This window comes from Haemophilus sputorum CCUG 13788 (assembly GCF_000238795.1).
In the GTDB taxonomy this organism is placed as follows: domain Bacteria; phylum Pseudomonadota; class Gammaproteobacteria; order Enterobacterales; family Pasteurellaceae; genus Haemophilus_A; species Haemophilus_A sputorum.
This window is the reverse complement of record NZ_AFNK01000003.1, coordinates 12274-33574: the sequence shown is the minus strand read 5'-3', so window position 1 is coordinate 33574 and position 21301 is coordinate 12274. Positions and strand designations below refer to the sequence as shown.

Annotated in this window: 14 protein-coding genes; 6 read left to right on the top strand and 8 right to left on the bottom strand. The window is 39.4% G+C overall.

Going from position 1 to position 21301, the window contains the following annotated elements; all coding sequences use genetic code 11:
• Positions 1-110 precede the first annotated feature (110 nt).
• The 3 genes from HSP_RS0100665 (at position 111) to HSP_RS0100655 (ending at position 8180) form a co-directional block, all read left to right on the top strand.
• Positions 111-3569 carry an acyl-[ACP]--phospholipid O-acyltransferase gene (locus HSP_RS0100665; RefSeq protein WP_007523326.1) on the top strand — a complete coding sequence of 1153 codons (3459 nt, stop codon included), beginning with the start codon at positions 111-113 and terminating at the stop codon, positions 3567-3569.
• On the top strand, positions 3536-6109 hold the full coding sequence (locus HSP_RS0100660; RefSeq protein WP_482793275.1) for a GDYXXLXY domain-containing protein: 2574 nt from the start codon (positions 3536-3538) through the stop codon (positions 6107-6109). The genes HSP_RS0100665 and HSP_RS0100660 overlap by 34 nt, the downstream gene beginning before the upstream one ends.
• 115 nt (positions 6110-6224) lie before the next feature.
• Positions 6225-8180 (top strand): site-specific recombinase, encoded by a 1956-nt coding sequence (locus tag HSP_RS0100655; protein ID WP_010128159.1) that lies wholly within the window; start codon positions 6225-6227, stop codon positions 8178-8180.
• A gap of 40 nt (positions 8181-8220) precedes the next feature.
• Here HSP_RS0100655 and HSP_RS0100650 read toward each other — a convergent pair whose 3' ends face one another.
• The 3 genes from HSP_RS0100650 to gshAB form a co-directional block, all read right to left on the bottom strand.
• On the bottom strand, positions 8221-9027 hold the full coding sequence (locus tag HSP_RS0100650) for an IS3 family transposase (protein WP_167535273.1): 807 nt from the start codon (positions 9025-9027) through the stop codon (positions 8221-8223).
• Positions 9024-9398: a transposase gene (locus HSP_RS0100645; protein WP_010128157.1), complete on the bottom strand. Its 375-nt coding sequence runs from the start codon at positions 9396-9398 to the stop codon at positions 9024-9026. The genes HSP_RS0100650 and HSP_RS0100645 overlap by 4 nt, the downstream gene beginning before the upstream one ends.
• A gap of 102 nt (positions 9399-9500) precedes the next feature.
• On the bottom strand, positions 9501-11774 hold the full coding sequence (gene gshAB / locus HSP_RS0100640; protein ID WP_010128156.1) for a bifunctional glutamate--cysteine ligase GshA/glutathione synthetase GshB: 2274 nt from the start codon (positions 11772-11774) through the stop codon (positions 9501-9503).
• A 223-nt stretch (positions 11775-11997) separates the two neighbouring features.
• Between gshAB and HSP_RS0100635 the strand changes: the two genes are divergently transcribed.
• Entirely contained in the window at positions 11998-14079 is a 2082-nt protein-coding gene (locus tag HSP_RS0100635) for a TonB-dependent receptor domain-containing protein (protein WP_007522933.1), read from the top strand.
• Positions 14080-14134: 55 nt separating this feature from the next.
• Positions 14135-14983, top strand: a complete 849-nt coding sequence (locus HSP_RS0100630) for an alpha/beta hydrolase (RefSeq protein ID WP_010128155.1) — start codon at positions 14135-14137, stop codon at positions 14981-14983.
• 45 nt (positions 14984-15028) lie between these two features.
• Here HSP_RS0100630 and asd read toward each other — a convergent pair whose 3' ends face one another.
• The 4 genes from asd to HSP_RS0100610 form a co-directional block, all read right to left on the bottom strand.
• A complete protein-coding gene (asd, locus tag HSP_RS0100625; RefSeq protein ID WP_007522944.1) occupies positions 15029-15922 on the bottom strand; it encodes an archaetidylserine decarboxylase in 894 nt (297 codons plus the stop codon).
• A 112-nt stretch (positions 15923-16034) separates the two neighbouring features.
• Entirely contained in the window at positions 16035-16562 is a 528-nt protein-coding gene (gene hutZ, locus HSP_RS0100620) for a heme utilization protein HutZ (RefSeq protein ID WP_007522908.1), read from the bottom strand.
• A gap of 20 nt (positions 16563-16582) precedes the next feature.
• A complete protein-coding gene (gene hutX / locus HSP_RS0100615) occupies positions 16583-17077 on the bottom strand; it encodes a heme utilization cystosolic carrier protein HutX (RefSeq protein ID WP_007522906.1) in 495 nt (164 codons plus the stop codon).
• Between the two features lie 24 nt (positions 17078-17101).
• Positions 17102-18091, bottom strand: coding sequence for a transferrin-binding protein-like solute binding protein (locus tag HSP_RS0100610; protein ID WP_010128153.1), 990 nt, complete (start codon positions 18089-18091; stop codon positions 17102-17104).
• Between the two features lie 155 nt (positions 18092-18246).
• On the opposite strand from HSP_RS0100610, the gene HSP_RS0100605 reads away from it, so the two are divergent.
• Positions 18247-20541 carry a TonB-dependent hemoglobin/transferrin/lactoferrin family receptor gene (locus tag HSP_RS0100605; protein ID WP_010128152.1) on the top strand — a complete coding sequence of 765 codons (2295 nt, stop codon included), beginning with the start codon at positions 18247-18249 and terminating at the stop codon, positions 20539-20541.
• Positions 20542-20631: 90 nt separating this feature from the next.
• On the opposite strand, the gene HSP_RS0100600 is transcribed toward HSP_RS0100605, so the two are convergent.
• Positions 20632-21279 (bottom strand): DUF805 domain-containing protein, encoded by a 648-nt coding sequence (locus HSP_RS0100600; protein WP_007522931.1) that lies wholly within the window; start codon positions 21277-21279, stop codon positions 20632-20634.
• Positions 21280-21301 lie beyond the last annotated feature (22 nt).

Below are 21301 nucleotides of genomic sequence, written 5' to 3'. Positions count from 1 at the left end.
TAGATATTTAAAATAGCGATATTTTAAAAGCGCCCTTAAGCTGATTTAAGGGTGGTTCAGTATCCGTAAAGAAGTAAAAATAGCTTCTTGCCCTAAACCACGAGGTTTCTATGTTAAAGCTTTTTCGTATTACTGGCTTTATGCCTTACCTTGCGATTATGTTTTTAAACGCAAGCGTCGATTTAGCCCATAAAATTACGATTCAAAACGTTTTATTAAAGAGTTTTGAAGGCGATACCCAAACGATTTTAACTGCACTGGTCAATACCATGATCTTGTTGCCGTTTATCTTTTTATTTTCGCCCTCTGCATTTTTAAATGAAAAATTTTCACGCACTAATGTGATTCGTTACAGCAGTGTGGCCGCCGTCGTCATTAGCGCACTGATTTGTTTATGCTATTTCAGTGGCCAATTTTATTGGGCATTTGGATTAACATTAGTGCTCGCCGCACAAAGTGCGATTTACTCTCCGGCAAAATACAGCATTATCAAATCTATTGTCGGTTCAGAAAAATTAGGGATGGCAAATGGTGTCATTCAAGCCCTTACCATTGTGGCAATCCTATTCAGCTCTTTTGCCTTCTCTTTCTATTTTGAGCAAGACTACGCGGCTTCAACAGACCCAAATGTTGTGCTTCAAAGTGTCTCTTTAATTGGAGTGGCATTGGTTGTACTCAGTACTTTAGAAGCTTTATTTGCTTGGCGCATTCCGTTTTATCCACAAGAAACCGAACAACAAGCGGTCTTTTCTGCGAAAAAATATGCAAAATTAAGCTATCTACGTGAAAACGTTAATGCTTTACGTGCCGATAGTAACATTTGGTTAAGCATTATTGGGTTAAGCCTGTTTTGGGGTGTTTCTCAAGTTGTAGTAGCAGCATTTCCAGCTCACTATAAAGCGAATTTTGGTTCAGATAACGCGCTTGTGATTCAAGGTATTTTAGCGATTAGCGGTGTAGGGTTAATTCTAGGCTCTTACATTGCAGGAAAATGGTCTGATTATCATATTGAACATGGTATTGTTCCAATCGGTGCATTAGGCCTCTTCTTCTCATTGTTAGGTTTAACCCTTTCTGGTACGAATACAGGTTTATCATTATGCTCTTTTGGTTTCGGCTTTTTTGGTGGGTTATTTATTGTGCCACTGAATGCAACGATTCAATTCTTAGCCAAAGAAGAAAGTAGTGGTCGCATTATGGCAGGCAATAACTTCATCCAAAATATCTTCATGGTTGGCTTTTTGCTATTGAGCATGCTGTTAGTCAGCTTACAAGTTTCTACCACCGGACTATTCTTCTTTACGGCATTAGTTTGTTTAATCGGTAGTTTCTTTGCTATTTTGCAATTACCTCATTTATTTGCCCGCTTGTTAATGCTACCTATCGTTAAAGCCAGCTACCGTTTCCATGTTGATGGCTTACGTAACCTTCCACAAACAGGTGGCGTGTTAATGCTTGGCAACCATATTAGTTGGATTGACTGGATGATCTTACAAGCAGCCAGCCCACGTGCGATCCGTTTTGTAATGTACCGCCCAATTTATAACAAATGGTATTTGAAATGGTTATTTAAATTCTTCCGTGTTATTCCAATTGGTGCTGGCGCAAGCAAAGAATCGATTCAAGCCATTCGTGCTTGTTTAGAGAAAGGCGAAGTTGTTGCATTATTCCCTGAAGGTCATATCAGCTATAACGGACAAATTAACGAATTCCAAAAAGGCTTTGAACTTATTTTAAAAGGTCTTGAAAATGTGGCAGTGATGCCGTTCTACTTACGCGGTTTATGGGGCTCAAGCTTCTCTCGTGCCGATAACTTCTACAAACGCATGACTAAACGCCAAGGTAAACGCGAAATTTTGGTCGCATTTGGTCCAGTTGTGGATGCTTCTGTCGATGCAGCAACTATGAAACAAAAAGTCGTTGAACTCTCGTTCAGCGCGTGGGAACGCTTTATTAACCGCCAAAAACCATTGCAACATCACTGGTTAGATCAAGCGAAAAGTCAGCTTCTTAAAAGCTGTGTGGCTGATGCACAAGGCATGGAACTAAATAACCTGAAATTTATTACTGGTGTATTGGTATTTGTGAAAAAACTCAAAAACGTGTTGAAAAATGACAAACACGTTGGGGTGTTATTACCAAGTTCTGCCGTCGGGGCAATGGTAAACATGGCACTATTTGTCATGGGTAAAGTGCCAGTTAACCTAAACTACACGTTAAGCCAAGAAAGTATGCAAAAAGCTTTAGCAAAAGCGAATATTAGCCACATTATCACTTCAGAGAAATTCTTAAATAAACTGAAAGATAAAGGGTTCGATTTTGCAGAAGTATTAGGCGATAAAGCCATTTTTGCAGAAAATTTAGCAAAAATGACCGCTCGCAGTACGAAAATCAGTGCATTACTTACCGCCTTATTGATGCCAGCATCGTTAATGAAACTCTGCTATTTTGCAGACACCACACTTAACGATACCGCCACTATTCTATTTAGTAGTGGAAGTGAAGGGGATCCGAAAGGCATTGAGCTCAGTCACAAAAACTTGTTAACCAACATTAAGCAAGTGAGCGAATTATTAAATTTCAAACACAATGATGTGATTTTAAACTCTTTACCTATTTTCCATAGCTTTGGATTAACGGTCACCACGTTAATGCCACTTTGCGAAGGGGTTAAAATGGTTAGTTGCCCAGATCCAACCGATGGGGCAACTATCGGCAAAATGGCGGCGCGTCATCATGTTAGTATTTTGTTTGGTACCTCGACTTTCTTCCGCTTATACAGCAAAAATAAAAAGTTGGATCCGCTCATGTTCCAACAAGTCCGTATGGTAATTGCAGGTGCTGAAAAATTAAAATCTGACGTGCATGAAGCTTTCCGCCTTAAATTCGGGCTAGAGATTTATGAAGGTTATGGCGCAACAGAAACCGCACCGGTTGCTTGTGTCAACATGCCGAATATGTTAGATCCAGATACACTAAATAGCTTTACATTTAGTAAAACTGGCTCTGTTGGCTTACCACTTCCTGGCACGGTTATTAAAATTGTGAATCCAGAAACCTTAGAAGAATTAGCAACGGGTGAAGATGGCTTAATTCTTATCGGTGGTGGGCAAGTCATGAAAGGCTATTTAAATGATCCTGAGAAAACCGATGATGTCATTGTTGAGATTGATGGTGTTCGCTATTACAAAACCGGCGATAAAGGTCATATTGATGCACAAGGTTTTATTACCATTGTGGATCGCTATTCTCGCTTTGCTAAAATTGGCGGAGAAATGATTAGCCTTGGTGCTGTTGAAGAAGCACTTTTACAAGTCTTCGGCGATGAAACCCAATTTACTGCCACAAGCATTAGTGATGAGAAAAAAGGCGAATCTGTGGTCTTATTGGTGAAATCAACCTTAGATTTAGCTGAGATTAAAGCGAGAATTAAAGCCTCTAGTTTAGTCCCGATTATGCAGCCAAGCGAAGTGTTGCTAGTAGAAGAAATTCCACTGTTAGGCTCAGGCAAGGTCGATTTCAAAGGGGCAAAACAATTAGCACAAAAATTATTAACGCAAGCGGTCTAATTTTTAAGGCAATTTGCAAAAGTCTTTTAAAAAGACAAGGAGAAAGCATGATATTTAAAATGAGTTGGCAACGCTATCTTAGTATCATTTTCTTGGCATTTGGCGTCGGTCAGTTAGGGCTGGCGCTAATTAGCTGGGTGGCGGCAAACTGGCAACACTGGAGTATCTTCCAAAAATTATATAGCGTACAGGCACTCGTCGTCCTGTTAATGTTAGTTACCCAATATGGCATTTATCGCTCACGTAATAATCTCGTTGCCAACAAAAACTGGTTGAGTCAATTTTCGTCCTTGCTGTTGGCAGTGAGTTTTGGTGGGCTATTTGCGTTATTTGGACAAAGCTATCAAACTGGCGCTGACATTTGGGAATTATTTGCCCTATGGTCACTCGTACAACTGCCATTGCTTTTCTACTTTGCCAATATTGGTTCAGCAATTTTGTTTATCTGCACGCTGAATTTGGCTCTACTCTTTTTCCTAGAATATAACTTTATTCCGACTTTACGTTGGTCGAATAATCTAGATTGGTCTGTACGCTTTGTCTCTCAATTACCAGTAGCTTTACTCAATCTTGTAATTATTGTTATCTGTGAACGTTGGGGGCATCTGCTTAACGATCACCACCGTACAACCGCAAGATTTGCCAACATTGCTTTAATCCTTTCTTGGTGCAGAGTTGTCATTTTCGGTATAGATGAAAACACTCTAGCTATCACTATACTGGTTTATGCTATCGGTTTTATTTACTACTTTGTTCGCCGAGATATCTTACTAGCCGTACTCTATTTCATTGGTATGATTGGGATGGGTGATACATGGATAATCATGAGTTCGAGCGACTTTACTGGTGGGCTTCTTAGCGCAATTCTCTGCACATTATTTGCGTTTTGGCTTTTGATTGTTTATGGACGGAATTATTACTTAAAAAGCCAACCTGAATTAGCCGATCACTGGGCATTTAATTTGGGGTCTAGCATTATTTTGATGTTCGTCACGATACTTGTGCTTGTGTTCATGTGGTTTGCATTTCAGGATTTTTATGCACTATGGGTAGGGGCATTCATTTTTACTGCGTTAGGAACAAGATACTTTTTCAATAAAGGCTATATTTATGCGGTTTCCTTAGGCTTAGGGCAAGCTCTCGCTATGTTTGCCACTTTAGGGATGGAACTGAGTGTATTGAGTGAAGTATCTGGGCCAATGCTTTTAGTCAGTGTGATTTATACTGGATTTTTCTTTATTTTCGCACTGCCACAATGGCTACGCATACTTTCATTAGCGACGAGCATTTATTGTTTCTTTTACTCAACAATATATCACTTGGCAGTATTAGAGTTAGAGTGGTTATCTTTTAATTTTTATTTTATAACCGCCTGTCTCTTAATAATTTGCATGAGTTTTATTTGGTTATCTCTAAATTCAGCACGCCAACAAAGTCGTATTATGGCGCTTGCATGGGGGATATTACTGTATTTTGCCGCAAGCGAAATTTGGACTACCCATCTAATGTACTACAGCTCAATGGAATTAAGTGAACTCTCACAAGATGATTTCATTAAAATGCTGTTTAGATTTTTTATGCCAAGCCAATGGAATGATTTCACCATAAGTTTTATCTTCTATTGGGGCATCTTTATCTGTTGTCTGGTGGCGTTAGTCTACCGAGTCTATCAGCAAGGTTTTGATGGCGTTAAAGCAACAAAATTGATTTTCGCAATGGTGCTGCTTACGGTTGTTTTACTCATTACCAGAGTGTGGTGGCCAATCTATTTACTCTTTATCGCCTATTTTATGCCAAGCCGCGCATTGTTAGGTTTTTGTGTCTTAATGCTCATGCATAATTGGCTATGGAGATTCTATTACTACGAGCCATTGCCATTTGATTACAAAGCACTGATGTGCCTTGCAGTAGGTTTAGTCAGTCTATTTTGTTATTTACTGGTACGCGAAGCACCACAAACAGAAACCAATGAGGAACAAAACGCAATAAAATCAGGAAAAGTGAAGTTCGCTTACCTTGTGCTGTTAGTGTTAACTGGTGGCGTATTAACCAGTGTAAATATGAAAATGATGCAATATAACGCAGTGCTAAATGAGGGAGAATCGGTTATTTTAGAAATTGAACCGATTGATCCGCGTTCATTATTGCAAGGCGATTACATGGTGCTCAACTATACAATATTAAATAACATTGAACGCCAAGATGATTTTCCGAAAAAATTCTACGCATTGATTCAGCGCAATGAACAAGGCATTGTAGATATCTGTCGGATGAGTGATACCGTCCCAACCGATTTTAGTGGTTGTGCGCCAAATGTGTATCTCCCACTGAAAACGGATGGCTGGCAAACTCGCCTACCAAGCCAAGATTATTTCTTCCCAAGTGGCAAAGAGAAATATTACAGCACAGCGGCTTACGCAGAATATCGTTTTAAAGACGGTGTGCTATTACTGGCTCGTTTATTAGATGAACACTTGAAACCTTTAACGCTGGAATCTGTAACAGCCGAAAAAGAAAAAGGGGAAGAGAAAGAAGAGTAAAAAAAACAAGCGGTCAAATTTTTGGGGGCAGATCACTTTTCCTTTCATTTTTATTTTCCCTAACAGATCTGTATAATATTTACCCTTTGAATATAAACGATTGAAGGAGGAAAGCATGATAAAACTGGATACTTTACCGCAATTTTTGCGTAATAAAGTCGAGGAAAATGATGCTTTTGGTCTTGTGGAAGGGCTGTGTCAATTATTACGTAGTAGCCCTACAGAAAAAATTTCTCCAACCTTGCATTTTTTTAAGTTTATCTTAAAGAACGATAAAGAATTAGGCTGTTCTGTTTCGAAATTATTATGTGGTTGGTTATGTGGTTTACGTCTTTACCCATTGTTTATTAGTAGTGGTATTCTTACGCGTGGCGGTTTTGGGCAAGAAATGAAAACGCGTATTTATGAGCGTTTTAACCCCTCTTTTAAAGATATTAATGATTTACGTGATATTTTTTATTTATTGTTTAGCGATAAAAATGATGCGCGCTGGATTGATGCCGTTCCTTTAAAAACGTGGCGAGGCTTATTTGGCGTTTTAACTCGTTATACAGAACAAAAAGATCGTGAACGTTTAAAAAATCATATTGAAAGTGAAGGGCTATTTGCCATAGAGATGCTTTCAATTTGGATTGCGGCTGAAGATATGGATCCTGAGCTGATGCGAATGGAGCCCTCTCTGTTGAATGCTGATTCCCCTTTTGTCGCATTACACCATGAAGTGGTGAATTGGTTACAGGCGCGCCGACAATCAACCGTTTTTGATGATAGTCATTTGCAGGTAATGTTTAGCCAATGTAAAAAATTGGTTGAGCGTTTGCAAAAACGTGGGGCAGTGGTCGGTTCTTCTTTAAATACGGCTTATTTATTGGAGCGTCTTTCTCAGACTTTAGAACGATTAGAAACCTTGATGGCGATTTTTGTTTCAAATCGCTATTTACCACGCCGAATATTGTTATTAATCGGCTGTTTTGCTCGCGCTGCAGCAGAAAAACATAGCATCACCCGATTATGGAAACAAAGCTCAAGATTAATTGCTCGTAGTGTTACGCAGAATGCTGGAGACCACGGCGAGCATTACATTACTCGAGATAAAAAAGAGTACTGGGCAATGTTTTATTCTGCGGCAGGTGGTGGTGTATTAATTGCACTGATGGCGCTATTTAAAATCTATCTAGGTAGCATTATTGATGATAAAGTCTGGAAAGGGATTGCCGAAGGCTTAAATTACGGCTTAGGTTTTATGGTGATCTTTATGTTGCATTTTACGGTAGCGACGAAACAGCCAGCCATGACAGCAGCCCGTTTTGCTGAGGCCGTCGAGAAAACGCCCCAAGGTAAAACTGTCAATATGAAATTAGCTCAGTTATTAGTGGATGTATTTCGCTCTCAAAGTATTGCGGTGCTAGGTAATGTTCTCATTGCGATGGGCTTAGCGGCATTGATTGCGTTTGGTTACCAATATAAAACAGGTGAGCCGTTGATGAATGCCGATCAAATCGCTTATCAGTTACATAGCATTGATCCTTTCGCAGGAACCTTATGGTTTGCAGCCATTGCGGGAGTATGGTTATTCTGCTCGGGGATTATTTCGGGCTATTTTGATAACCGCAGCAATTATTTGAATATGCGTATGCGTTTAACCCAGCATCCGTTATTGAAAAAAATAATGTCTGAGAAATCTCGCGTTAAATTTGCTAATTATATACATGAGAATTATGGCTCGCTTATCGGTAACCTTTGTTTTGGTATGTTGCTTGGGATTACGGGTGTAGTGGGTTACTTAACGCACCTTCCGTTAGATATTCGTCATGTGGCATTTTCATCTGCGAATGTAGGCTATATTGCTGTGAGCGGACAATTCACCTATTCATTGCTTTTACAATGCATTGGTTTTGTATTGTTGATTGGTTTAGTGAATTTAATTGTCAGTTTTTCATTAACACTTTGGGTTGCACTGCGTTCTTTGAATGCGGAAATTGATAGCTGGTGGCCAATTTGGCATGAAGTTTGCCAAATTGTGAAAAAACGACCATTGAGCTTATTTCTTCCCGTTCAATTAGATAAATAATCGTCTAAGTGATCTGCCCCCCAAAAGTTGGACAGGTTAGTTAACTTAAATATTGAGCTCGGTATTGCACTGGGCTCAATCCTTTTAAACCAAGTTTAATTCGTTTTTGGTTGTAATACACTAAATATTCTTCAATTTCAGCCTGTAATTCAGCAATTGAATGATAATTCCGAGAGTAAAAGCACTCTGATTTTAATATTGCAAAAAAGCTTTCAATCACCGCATTATCGTAGCAATTTCCTCGGCGGCTCATACTTTGAACCGCTTTACCCTCCAACATTTTCACCCATTCCGCCGTGCCATACAATACGCCTTGGTCGCTATGAATAATCGGGCATTCTATCGGTTTAATTCGACTAAGTCCTTGTTCTAACATCTTTTTCACCAATGAAAACTTCGGGCGTGTCGCAAAGTTATAGGCAATAATTTCTCGGTTAGCCAAGTCCATCAACGGTGAAAAATAAAGCTTTTCTTGCCCAACATGAAATTCCGTTACATTCGTTACCCATTTTTGATTGAGTGCTGTTGCTGTAAAATCACGATTCAGTAAATTCGGGGCAATATGCGATGTTTTTCCACGTTTTCCATGTCTTTTCTTGCGTAAAATGGAATGAATACCTAACTCGTTCATTAGCTTTAACACCGTTTTATGATTCAAATTAAAACCCATTTGGCGTAATTTAAACGTCATGGGGCGATAACCATCTCGCTTTCTGTTCTTTTTATACAGCGATAAGATAGCCTCTTTTACCTCGTGATAATTTCTCTTAATCTCTTTATAGTAAAAGCTTGAGCGAGGCATTTTAGCCACATGAAGTAAATCATTTAACGCGTGGTCTGGCTTCAATCTTTCAATGATTTTTCTTTTTTCTGTCGTTGTTTTTGACGGTCGAGCACCTCCAACTCCTTTAGGTAAGCAATCTCCGCTCGAGCCAAGGCGAGCTCTCGTTGTAACTTTTTAAACGCTTTAGGTGAAAAGTCTGTAGTTTCTGGAGTTTCAATGTCTTTCTTTTTCATCTTTGGCTTCACTATTTTCGGTGTTTGAAGGTTTGTATGAGGCGATTTTACGCCATCAAGCCCCCTTTCCCGAAATGCTTTTAGCCAATAAATGACGAGAGCGTGGGAAATTTTATGAAGTTTAGCCACCTCACGGATACCATAATCCTGTTCGGTGACGAGTTTGATAATTTTCAAACGAAATTGATAAGAGTAGGACATAATCTGCACCTCAAATTAGATGTCCAGGTTTTGGGGTGCAGATCAACAAGCGGTCAAATTTTGCAAAAGTTTTGCAGAATCTGACCGCTTGTCCGTTAAAGATTAAGGTAGTTCAGGAAATAACATCTTAATCACATTTTGCGTTAAACGACGTGATTTTCCTTGATATGGAAAAATGTGCATCATCATCATTGGGTTGAAGTTCGCTTCAATAACGCCCCATGAATCTAAATTTGGGCGAGCAGGTTGGCTAAGATCTGGAATAATTAAATCTACACCACACACTTTCGCGCCCATTGCATGCGCAATACCAACCGCCAGCGTTTTATAGCTTTCATGCATTTGGTCGGTCATATCAATCGAATCGCCACCCGTACTAATGTTAGAATTGGCTCGCAGTTGCACAATTTGACCGCTTGCAGGCACACTTTCAGGTGTTAACCCTTGCTCTTTTAGCTGTAATTGTTCTATCTCACCTAACGCAATTTTCTTAAGTGGTGAGCGAGAACCATCGCCACGCAATGGATCAGCATTCTTCGCATCAACCAATTCGCGCACCGTTTTTACGCCATCGCCAATCACATTTGCTGGCACACGAAGCAACACTGCTAACGTTTCATCTCCTAATACAAAGAAGCGATATTCTGTACCGACTAAATAATCTTCCACCATAACTTCTTTATCTTCTCGGAAAGCAATTTCAATCGCCTGACGGAAATCATCTCGATTCGTTAAACCTTGTTGGAAAATAGTAATCCCTAATCCGTAGTTGGTAGATTTTGGTTTAATTACAACCGCCTTACCTTCAAACAACGGATAATGCGCTACTGCTTGTTCCACTGAGGTAAATTCCACGCTTTTTGGCACATTAAAGCCCGCTTTGGCTAGTACTTTTTTAGTGACTACTTTATTTTCCATAATCAGCGGTGAAATATATTGATCGTGGCTCGTCATATTGCCGTTTTTAACATATTCCAAATGATCACCAAATTTCACTGCCAAGAATTGATCATTCTCATCCAAAATTTCAACGTTTAGCCCTTTTTGAATCAAATCAAACAACAATGCTTGAGTTGAGAGCTCCATATTATCGAATGCTGAAAGGGCGTAGAAACGTTCAAACGCTTGTGCTTTGTATTGTTGTGCTAATTGCGCACCCAGTGCTTTATAGCTTCCTGCTTTTTCAATCGCTTGGCGTAAGCGTCCGTTAATCGTTTTACTTGGATCTGCAAATTGCGCCAATTTTGCTTTTACGATCGCTTCAATCTCTTTGCCCGCTTGGATTTGTTCAAGCATCTCTAACGTTGTTTTTAAGATGGCTTCACCTTCTGTTTGTAATGCCGTTGGTGCTCGCGGATCTTCTAAAGCGACTTGGTATAAATATGCTTTGCCCTGTTCAACCGCTTGTTGTCCGCCTGTTTCCTCTAACCAAAGCATAGTTAAGAGGAAATAATGGATAAACTGCGCATCTTCTAGTGTAATGCCATAAGGCGCAAATGGGTTAAGATCAAATAAGCGAAATTCAGCATATTTCACCCCTTTTTCTAGCAATTCACGCGCTTTTTTCGCACCACGCAAACGAACGTTAGAGTAAAACTCTTTTTCAGCCAATAAATCGCCACTGGCTACAAAATGTTCTAGAGATTCAACGTAATCTTTGAGGCTATCGTGGTTAATCACGATATGCGCTGCATTGACATAACCATAAGGGCTAGAGCGTAAACTACGCACTAATTGCCCTGCTGCAAGCGGTGATTTTTCCCCAAAATATTGCGATTCCACTTCTGGCGTTGCGGCAAGCAAGTACACTAAAATCCACTGATAACGTAGGAAGTTATTGGCTAACTTCATATAAAGCGCATTACGAAACTCAATCGGATCAGAATAAGTCTGTTGAAGCGAGAACAGCTTTTCCACAAATTCATCAGAAATTTGAAAATTGTAGTGAATACCGCTAACCATCTGTTTATATTTGCCATAAATTTTCGACAAATGCTCACGATATTCCACGTCCCATTTATTTTCTAATTGTGCCTCTTGAATCTGATCTTCTGGTGGTAAACCTGCTGGCATACTCAGCGGAAAAATATATTCCGATTCAGGTAAAGAACGCAGTGTGACCTCGTGAATGGCTGAAAGCCAACGCAAAGTATCCGAAAGTTTTTCATTCGGTGGTGTAATGAGTTCTAACTGACTTTCAGCAAAATCCGTTTGGATATAAGGGTGATAAGTGCGACTACCAAAAACAGCGGGGTGTGCAGTAGTCACGATATTACCGTTGGCATCAATACGTTGACTCTCCTTTTCGATGCCAAATTTCCCTTGTTGAAAAAGGAGTCCAAGTTGGTGCGTTTTAATCAATTGTTGTAGTTTCATTGCAAGTCCTTGGTAATTAAAAATAGATTTAGTTTGCCAAAATAGCAGATTTTTTCACTCAAGCAATTATTCTTTGGAAGTAAATAGATAAATTAGTTATAAAAAATTAACTAAAACTAAGTAATTTACTCAATTTTTTGAAATTCTTGAACTTTCGCTATTCCTAAGAAAAATTTTGACGTATTATAATAAAAATAGTTCTCAATCATTATAAGGATATCTAATGAGCCACTCATATAAACTTTCAAAATTAACCCTAACAATACTTTCTATCTTTCCATTCGCGACCCTTGCGGAAGAAAATACCACAGCTCATTTAGATGAAATTGTGGTAACTGCTGCCGGTAACGAACAAGCGTTTAAAGATGCGCCTGCCAGTATTAGCGTGGTAAATCAGCAACAACTCAAACAACATCCGGTTAATCGCTTAGAAGACGCGTTACAAGATGTGCCTGGAGTAAATATCAGTGGTAGTAATGCCAACCGAAGCGATGTCTCTATTCGTGGCTTACCTGCAGATTACACCTTAATCATGGTGGATGGTCGTCGCCAAAATACCCGTGAATCTCGTCCAAATGGTAATGGCGGTTTTGAAGGTGGTTTTATGCCTCCTGTGAATGCAATTGAGCGTATTGAAGTGGTGCGTGGCCCAATGTCTTCACTCTACGGCTCAGATGCAATGGGTGGTGTAGTCAACATCATTACCAAAAATGCAACCAAAGAGTGGACAGGCTCTCTTTCTAGTGGCTTTACGCTACATGACAGAAAAGTGTTTGGTGATGGCTATCATGGAAACTTCTTCCTTTCTGGTCCTATTGTCAACAATGTTCTTGGTTTACAAGTTTACGGTGGCGGAAATTATCGTCAGGAAGATAGTTTAATTGGCGCATCTAACAAAAATAAAAACCGTAATATCAACACAAAACTGACCTTTACCCCAACTGAAAAACAAACCTTTATTTTAGAAGGCGGTCGTCATTTCTTAGAAAAAGATGAAACCCCAGGGAAATCTATCGCATTAACGACCACACGTGGACAAAGCACCGTCAATAATAATCCAAGCAAAACGCGTGCAGTACGAAATCATTGGTCTTTGAGTCATCAAGCTGATTGGGATGTAATACGCTCTGAATTAAGCGTTTATCAAGAAAAAGCCAAACGTGAATCGATCATCAATGGCGTGATGGATAGCCGTCAACCAGAAATTACTAATACCGTATTTGATGCAAAATTTATGCTTCCAGTTGCCAACCATTTCTTTGTATTTGGGGGGCAACATCAACATGCCAAATTAGCTGATGATTCAGTGAAAAGTGTCGCAACACGTTCACAAACGGTAAAAGGTAAAACACAAACTTCTTACCGCCCAATTTATGAGCACACAACGAATAAAGTGAAACAATACGCCTTCTTCTTAGAAGATGAAATCAACTTCTCAGATAAAGTCTTACTCACATTAGGGTCACGCTTCGATCATCACCAAAAATTTGGCTCACATTGGAACCCTCGCGCTTACCTCATTTATCATCTTGATGATAACTTCAGCCTAAAAGGTGGCGTAGCAAAAGCGTTCCGCGCACCAAGTATTCGTGAAATTAGCGAAGGTTATGTAACTTCAACTGAACGTGGCGCTGGCGTTATTTACGGTAATCCAAACCTAAAACCTGAAACAAGTGTGAACGAAGAATTAAGCTTGGTTTATACTCGTGATGATTGGAATGCTACCTTCACGCTATTTAACACAGATTTCAAAAATAAACTCACAAGCCACAACTCAGGCACAATTGATCCGCTCACGAATGTTCGTTTATACCAATACAGCAACGTAGGTCGTGCGAACATTAAAGGGGCTGAAATGAGTGCGCATCTTGCATTTAATGAACGTTGGGCGATGGATTTAGCTTATACCTATCAACATTCAAAACGTAAATCAGATGAAGATATTTCTGCTTCTGGCGTGAGTTTAAGAGGCTTACCACTAGACAATACGCCAAAACATAGTGCTAGCGCGAAACTTTCTTGGACACCAAACGAAACCTTCTCTGCTTACACGCGTGTTGCTTATAAAGGTAAACAAATTTGGGCAAACCCTCGAAATGGCGATAATCGCAATGCTTACCGCACCCGCCCTGGTTACACAACGGTTGATGTAGGCTCAACAATTCAAGTGAATAAACATCTTTCATTTAACCTAGCTGTGCTAAATATCGGTAACGAAATTGGTGACCGCGTTGATACTAACGGCGGTAGCTGGACAGTAGAAGATGGCCGTCGTTTCTGGGCAAATATGAATTTGAGTTTCTAAGTTAAATTGTAAATAAGGAAAAGTCTGCAGTGGTTCGCTACTGCAGACTCATAATATGCGTATTTTTTTATTCTGTTTAACATTACTTATGGCACCGGTAATCACTCATGCCGCGCCCGATTTTCAAATTCCTACCATCAAACCCGCCATGAATGCTCATTATCAGTTTCATCAACAAGATCTAAACTTTGAAGGTAAAGCATATCGCTTGTTTATTGCAGAACCTAAAAAACCAGCGCATGCCACACTTTATGTACTCGATGGTAACGCGCAGTTTCCATTAGCCGTAAATGCTGTTGATCCGAATTTGCCGTTACCCTTAATTATTGGGGTGGGCTATGTTTCAGATAAAGCCTATGCTATTGAGCAACGCACTCGAGATTACACATTTCCAGCAACGGGAGAAGCGTTTAAACAAGGCGGGCAAGCGGTCGATTTTTTGCGATTTTTTGCAAATCAAGTTAAACCTTATGTTGTTGAACATTATGGTAAAACCACACCAGAATATTTCTTTGGGCATTCATTTGGTGGTTTATTTGGCTTATATGTGCTATTTCATCAACCGACATTATTTGATTATTACAGCATCGCCAGCCCATCATTATGGTGGGGCCATGGTGAGTTTTTGAAAAGAGAAAAACCGTGGGTATCCTTACCACCTAAATCGGTTTGGGTTAGCCTAGGCGAATTTGAAAAATTCCCAGAACGTGATCCAGAGATGACGCCAGCCCAGCTTGAAAAAATTCAACAGCGACAAAAAATGGCATGGATGAATGCAGAACAGCTCGCTACTGAATTACAGCAACAAGGTGTACCAACTACCTTCCAGCTCATTACAGGAAAAAATCATGGCGCAGTAATTCCTGAAGCGATTGCCGCAACAATGCAGCAAATTCAAAGATAAAAAAATCGCATTTAGAATAACTAAATGCGATTTCTTGTTAAGTGGTTATTTTAATAAGCGTCCTAATTTTTCACCCATTCGAGTTTTTTCGCCCGCTTGTAAGTAAAGCTCTAGCACAACAGCGCCTTTCGGGAAGAGGTTAATCACCGTTGAACCTAATCGGAATGCGCCCATTTCTTCGCCTTTTTTCAAACGAATAACGCCTTCGCCTTCAGTGTTATAGTGATATTCAACCACTTCATCTGGACGCGGTGGGTTAACCACTCCCGCCCAAACAGTGCTCATACTTGCGGTAACTGTTGCGCCAACTAGAATTTGCACCATTGGACCAAATTCAGTCTCAAATTCACAAATTAAACGCTCATTGCGCGCAAATAAATTAGGCACATGCTCAGCTAAGAATGGGTTTACCGAAAATAATTCGCCCGGAACATACACCATTTTACGTAAAGTTGCATCGCATGGCATATGCACACGATGATAATCACTTGGCGATAAATAAGTCGTAATAAAGTCGCCATCTTGGAATTTTGCTGCCATTTCAGTATCTTCAGCTAACAAGGTTTCTAGCGTGAAGAAATGCCCTTTCGCTTGAATCAAACGGTTAGCATCAATTTTGCCTGATTCACTCACTCGTCCATCTGCCGGTAAACACAAGTAATCAGGTGCAGCTTCTATCGGGCGCGCACCAGCTTTTAATGGACGAATAAAAAATTCGTTAAAGGTAGCATAATCGCTTGGTGAAGATTTTTCTGCCTCAGCCAAGTTAACTTGATATTGTTTAGCAAAGGCTTTAATAATGAAATGTGTTACTGAACCCCAACGACGCTCAGCTAACCAACCCGCAGCACGCGTAATCGCTAACTGTGGTAAAAGATAATGTAAGGCAATTTTTACACGTTGCCAGTAACTTGGCGTAGAGTAAGCTTTTAGTGCCATTTCGTTTCCTTATGCAAATAAGAGATAAAATAGAGGCGGATTATAACAAAAACGCTAAAAACAGAAAAGGGAACGTTTCAATCAAGCGTTCCCTTTTCCCATTGTTGTAATTTTATGCTTGCTCTTCTTCTTTGATATGTCCAACATCTAAATGAACAAAATCAACTAAATCAGATGGGCTTACTTGGAATGCTTGTCCGAAGCCTTTGACATATAAGCCTTGGCTTGGTTCAAAACCGAAAATTTTGAAATCCGCATTTTTTGCTAAATCCCAAATCAATTCGCCATGACGTGCAGCAAGTGCTTCTAAACAAGCCTTACCTTCATCACTGTCTTTATCTAAAACCTGTGCTGTCGCATCAAAAGTTAAACGCTTACGCGCAAAAATTTGACGGCTTAAGCTTTCGTCTTCAATCAACATAAGTGAAACTTTTGGTACTTGTTGTAAATTGCGAGCATGACGCGCAATTTCAGAAATTAACACAACATATTTACCATTATGGATAACAAAAGGCGCATAGCTCACATTTGGATTGCCTTGTTCATCTAATGTCGCTAATAAAATAGTTTTCGCTTGGGCTTTAAGTTCTTGAATTTGTGGTCCAAGGCGATTTTGCAAGACCTCTTGACGATCTGTCATTTTTAACTCCTAAATAATTCTTATTGAAAGGTGTTGAAGTGTTCAACTTGTTCGGGAAATAGCTGACGCTGCTCGTCCCGACCTAAATAAATTTTAAAAATGGTTTCTCCGTTTTCTGCAATAAAAGCAATGTTATAACTCTCTTTGCCACGAAACGGTAAGCTCACAAAGGCAATTTGCGCAATGTTATCTAACTTTAAATGCCCGTGTAATGCCCCTTGATCACCTTTCATATTAAGATTGTAGTAACCTCTGCCTACAATCCCCTCTGGGAAACGATCTTTAATTTCAAAAATTGAACCACCTTTTTCAATAATGGTTGTAAAAATTCCCCATTGGGCAACAGATGTCAAAATTTCTTCTGCACGATGTGCAGGAAAAACCCGCACGAAACGTGCGGGAAGTGCGGTTAAAATTTTACCTTCTGGCAGTCCAAAATATGCAGCCATATCAAGCGTAATTGCTTGTGGATGCTCAGTAAGGTAATCTTCAATTTGCTGTGTAAGATTTGTCATTTTTATTTAAAACTCGACCGCTTGTTATTGCTTAATCCCGCCAAATGCACCGCGAGATTGATCTGCTTCATTAGTATATAAACCAGTCATTTCTTTTGCATTTTCACCAAAGAAACCACCTTGGGTTTTAATACCATTCACTTCTCCAGCAAAACTGTTACCAGTGATTTTACCGCCAAAGTTCATACTAGGTACGGCATTCGCTTTTTGTGCGATATTGATATCAATCACTTTATTTGCAAAATCAGCCGTCGCAGTCATTTCACTGATCTCACTATAATTTCGTTCGCCATCTTTCTTATAAACAGCGCCACCTTTATATTCTGCTTTGCCAACTGTTGGAATTTGAGCCATTACTGTTGGCTTACCTTGAGCATAGAAATATTGATTACCCGTTAATCTATCCACATAAGTACCAAACGCACTAGACTCTAAATTACTATTACTTAAAATAGTTTGGCCTTCTTTGCGAAGATTATACTGATCATCGTATGCTTCATAAGTCCATGGATCCATATCATCCGCTCTTCTTAGGATATTGATATCCACTAACTTACCACTTTCATCAATAATAGTCAGATCACGGATATCACGAGTTAATGTGCGATTTGCAATATTTTGTTCACCAACTAAAGTACCGCCTGAAATAGCATCTGTCATTTCACCGCTAATACCACCAAAGACTTTATCACTTAATGGAATACGTGCTTTTTCATTAGCTTGCAAATTTTCTAACTGTTTTAAGCGTTCTTCTGCTACTTTTTGTGCTTCTTCGGCAGCTTTTTTCTCAGCTTCAGTTTGCTGGCTGTTAGCTTTTGCCGTTTTAATTGCCGCTTCAGCTTTTTTTGCCGCTTCTTCTGCTTTCTTATTTGCTTCAGTAATTTTTTGACTTAATTCACTTTCTGCCTGGCGAATTTGATCTGTATTATCTGTACCGCCTTTAGAGCTAGAAGAACAAGCGCTTAATGCCATTGCACAAGAAAGAGCAATGATTGAAAGTTTTATTTTCCCCATAAGAAAATCCTTATTGTTTATGTTTAGGTAAATGAACTAATTTTGTGTAATTTACTCTAAATAAAAATGATTTGCAATATACTTGTCAGCTTTATTAAACTTTTGTAAACTGTGAGCTGAATTTTATTAAATTAAATTGAATTTCAGGTACAAATATGGCTCGCAAATTCCCTCTTTCTTTAAGCGCGCTTTGTGTGGCAATTGCCTTACAAGCTTATGCTGAAGAACAAACCACATTAGATACGGTGACGGTAAATGCCACCGAGGTTAAAGCAAACCAGATAAAAAAAACTCGTAAAGCTATTCAAGAAGAGCTCATTGCTGATAATTATGACTTAGTGCGTTATTCAACCGATGTGGGTATTAGCGATAATGGTCGCCGCAATAAAGGTTTTGCAATGCGTGGCGTGGAAGGCAACCGTGTTGGGATCAGTATTGATGGCGTGAATTTACCTGAATCAGAAGAAAACTCGCTTTATGCACGTTATGGTAACTTCAACAGTTCTCGTTTAAGCATCGATCCTGAGTTAGTTCAAGGCATTGATATTATGCGTGGTGCTGATTCTTTTAATGCAGGAAGCGGTTCATTAGGTGGTTCTGTAAACTACCGCACGTTAGGTGCAGACGATATTATTCTGCCAGGCAAGAAATGGGGCGTATTGCTTAAAAATGGCTATGCTAGCAAAAATCGTGAATGGACGCATACCGTAGGGACTGCGTATAAAGACGATAAATTTGATGCAACACTTCTCTACTCTTATCGTAACGGGCATGAAATGAAAAGCCGTGGAACTGGGGCAGATATTTTAGGGAGTGCTCGTGGAATTCCAGACCCATCACATCACAAAAATCACAGCTATTTAGCTAAAATAGGCTATTTTATTACGCCAGCACACCGTATTAGTGCTTCATTTAATGCACAAAAAGCCGATAACTTTGTCGATGAAAAATCTTATCAACTTGCAGGGCTTTGGCGTGAATCTCATGATATTAGTAAACGTTATAATGCCAACGTTGCTTATGAGTATTTCCCAGAAAATAGCAGTTGGTTAAGCTATCTAAAAACAGATTTAGATTGGCAAAAAACGAATGTGGGTTCTAAAAACTACAAAGGTGGCTATCGTTATAATGCTGATTTTACCGCATATGCAGGAAAGTCTTTAATTGAAATCCAAGATACCAGTATGAACAGTCGTTTTATGCGAGCCTCTTTACGTGCGGATCTTATGCCATGGGAAACTCGTTTTGGTAGCCATCAATTCACCTTAAGAACCGGTATTTCACAAAAAGATTTTGATAACAGTAATGAACATGAATACCCAGGCGTCAATTCAGACGGTAGTAACGCAAAAGATAGCGAATCTATTCAACACCCTGTAAGAACTCGTTCATTCTTTGCTCAATTACAAGATAACGTGGTTTGGAACGAGATATTCTCTAGCCAACTGGGTATTCGCTACGATTGGGATGAGTTAGTTCCACAAGATTTGAAAGCGTTTTGCCGTGCTTGTAGCCGTAAACCAGCTTCAAACACCTTCCAAAGTTTAAGTGGTTCATTAGGCTTAGATGCTCAACTTAACGATATTTGGAAAGTAGGCTATAACATTTCTACCGGTTTCCGTATTCCAACCGCTTCAGAAATGTATTTCTCTTTTAATCACCCGGCAGGTAACTGGATTCCAAACCCAGACTTAAAAGCGGAGCAAGCACTTAATCAATCTATCAATATTCAAGCGGAACATCAGTTAGGTACTTTTGGGTTGAATCTTTATCATACCCGTTATAAAAATTTCTTAACGGAACAAGAATCAACCTATAAAAAATGGAACCCATTTTATAATCCGTACAGTGCAAGCTACGGGCAACAAGCTTATTACACAACAATTGCTCAACAAGCTGTCAACATTGATCGTGCACGTATTTCTGGTGTGGAATTAACAAGTAAAGTTAATTTGGATCAGGTCATTTCTGCTATTCCACAAGGTTGGAAATTCTTAGCTAATCTTGGTTATGCAAAAGGAAAATTAACGGGTACAGAAGCAAGCTTGCTTTCTATTCAGCCGATTAAAGTGATTTTAGGCATTGGTTATGAAGATCCAAATGATGTTTGGGGGCTTAACTTCAAAGGTAGCTATCTAGGTGCAAAAAAAGCTAAAGATGCACAAGTCGTGCAATATTCCGCTAACTTTGTTAGAGAAGTAAAAGCCTATCCATATCTTAATGGTTCAGCTGTATTATTCGACCTATATGGCTTCTATAAAGTGAATAAAAACATCACTCTACGAGCCGGTATTTATAATATGTTTAATCGTAAATATCATACTTGGGATACCTTACGTGGGATTAATAAAATAAGCACCACAGACTCAGTCGATAAAGATGGAAAAGGTTTAGAACGTTTTTATGCACCTGGACGTAATTTTGCTGGGGCAATTGAGATTCGCTTCTAATTTTCTTTTCATTTCGTCATGAAAAAGGCGCATTCCTATTTAAGGAATGCGCCTTGTTTTTGCAAAATTTTTCGCAAATTTGACCGCTTGTTAATTGCTATTTTGCTCTACCGTATTTTCAGCAGAATTCGGAGAAGTGAGAGCTTTTTCTTGCATTTTTTTCGCAGCCATTTGTTCTCGCATATGTTGAAGCAATGCACGCTCTTCTTCTTTTGGATCTTCACCATATTTATTAGCACCAATTTGACCTTCTTTGAACAATAAGATGCACATGACAACAAATGCAACAAGCGCATAAATCCCCATCATTAAGAAAGGAAAGAACATGGCTTGAGCAAGATCACGCTCACTTGGCATATTGGTTGGCATATTGATCATAAAAATCACTATAATAATAAGCGGTAACACAAATAAAACTAACTGCCACCAACCAGACCAACCTAAATCGTGTAAACGGCGAGCTGTCACACTCAATGACACTAAGAAAATCACGACTTGGTAAAGGAGCAATAAAGCATAAACTACTATCGCTACAATACTAACCCCCATTAGCATGGTTTCTTCATTTCGACCAAGTGCCATACTGCCAGCCGCAGCGCCAGCTATAATCAGCCAAAACACGAGCATAAATGCCATTTGTAATAGATAATTGACTAACTGGAACCAACCATACTCAGAACGTCTAGCACGCCCCTGATAGTTAAATATATTTTTAATTGCGTAAATAAACCATTTCATAAAAAGACCTCTTGTGAAATAA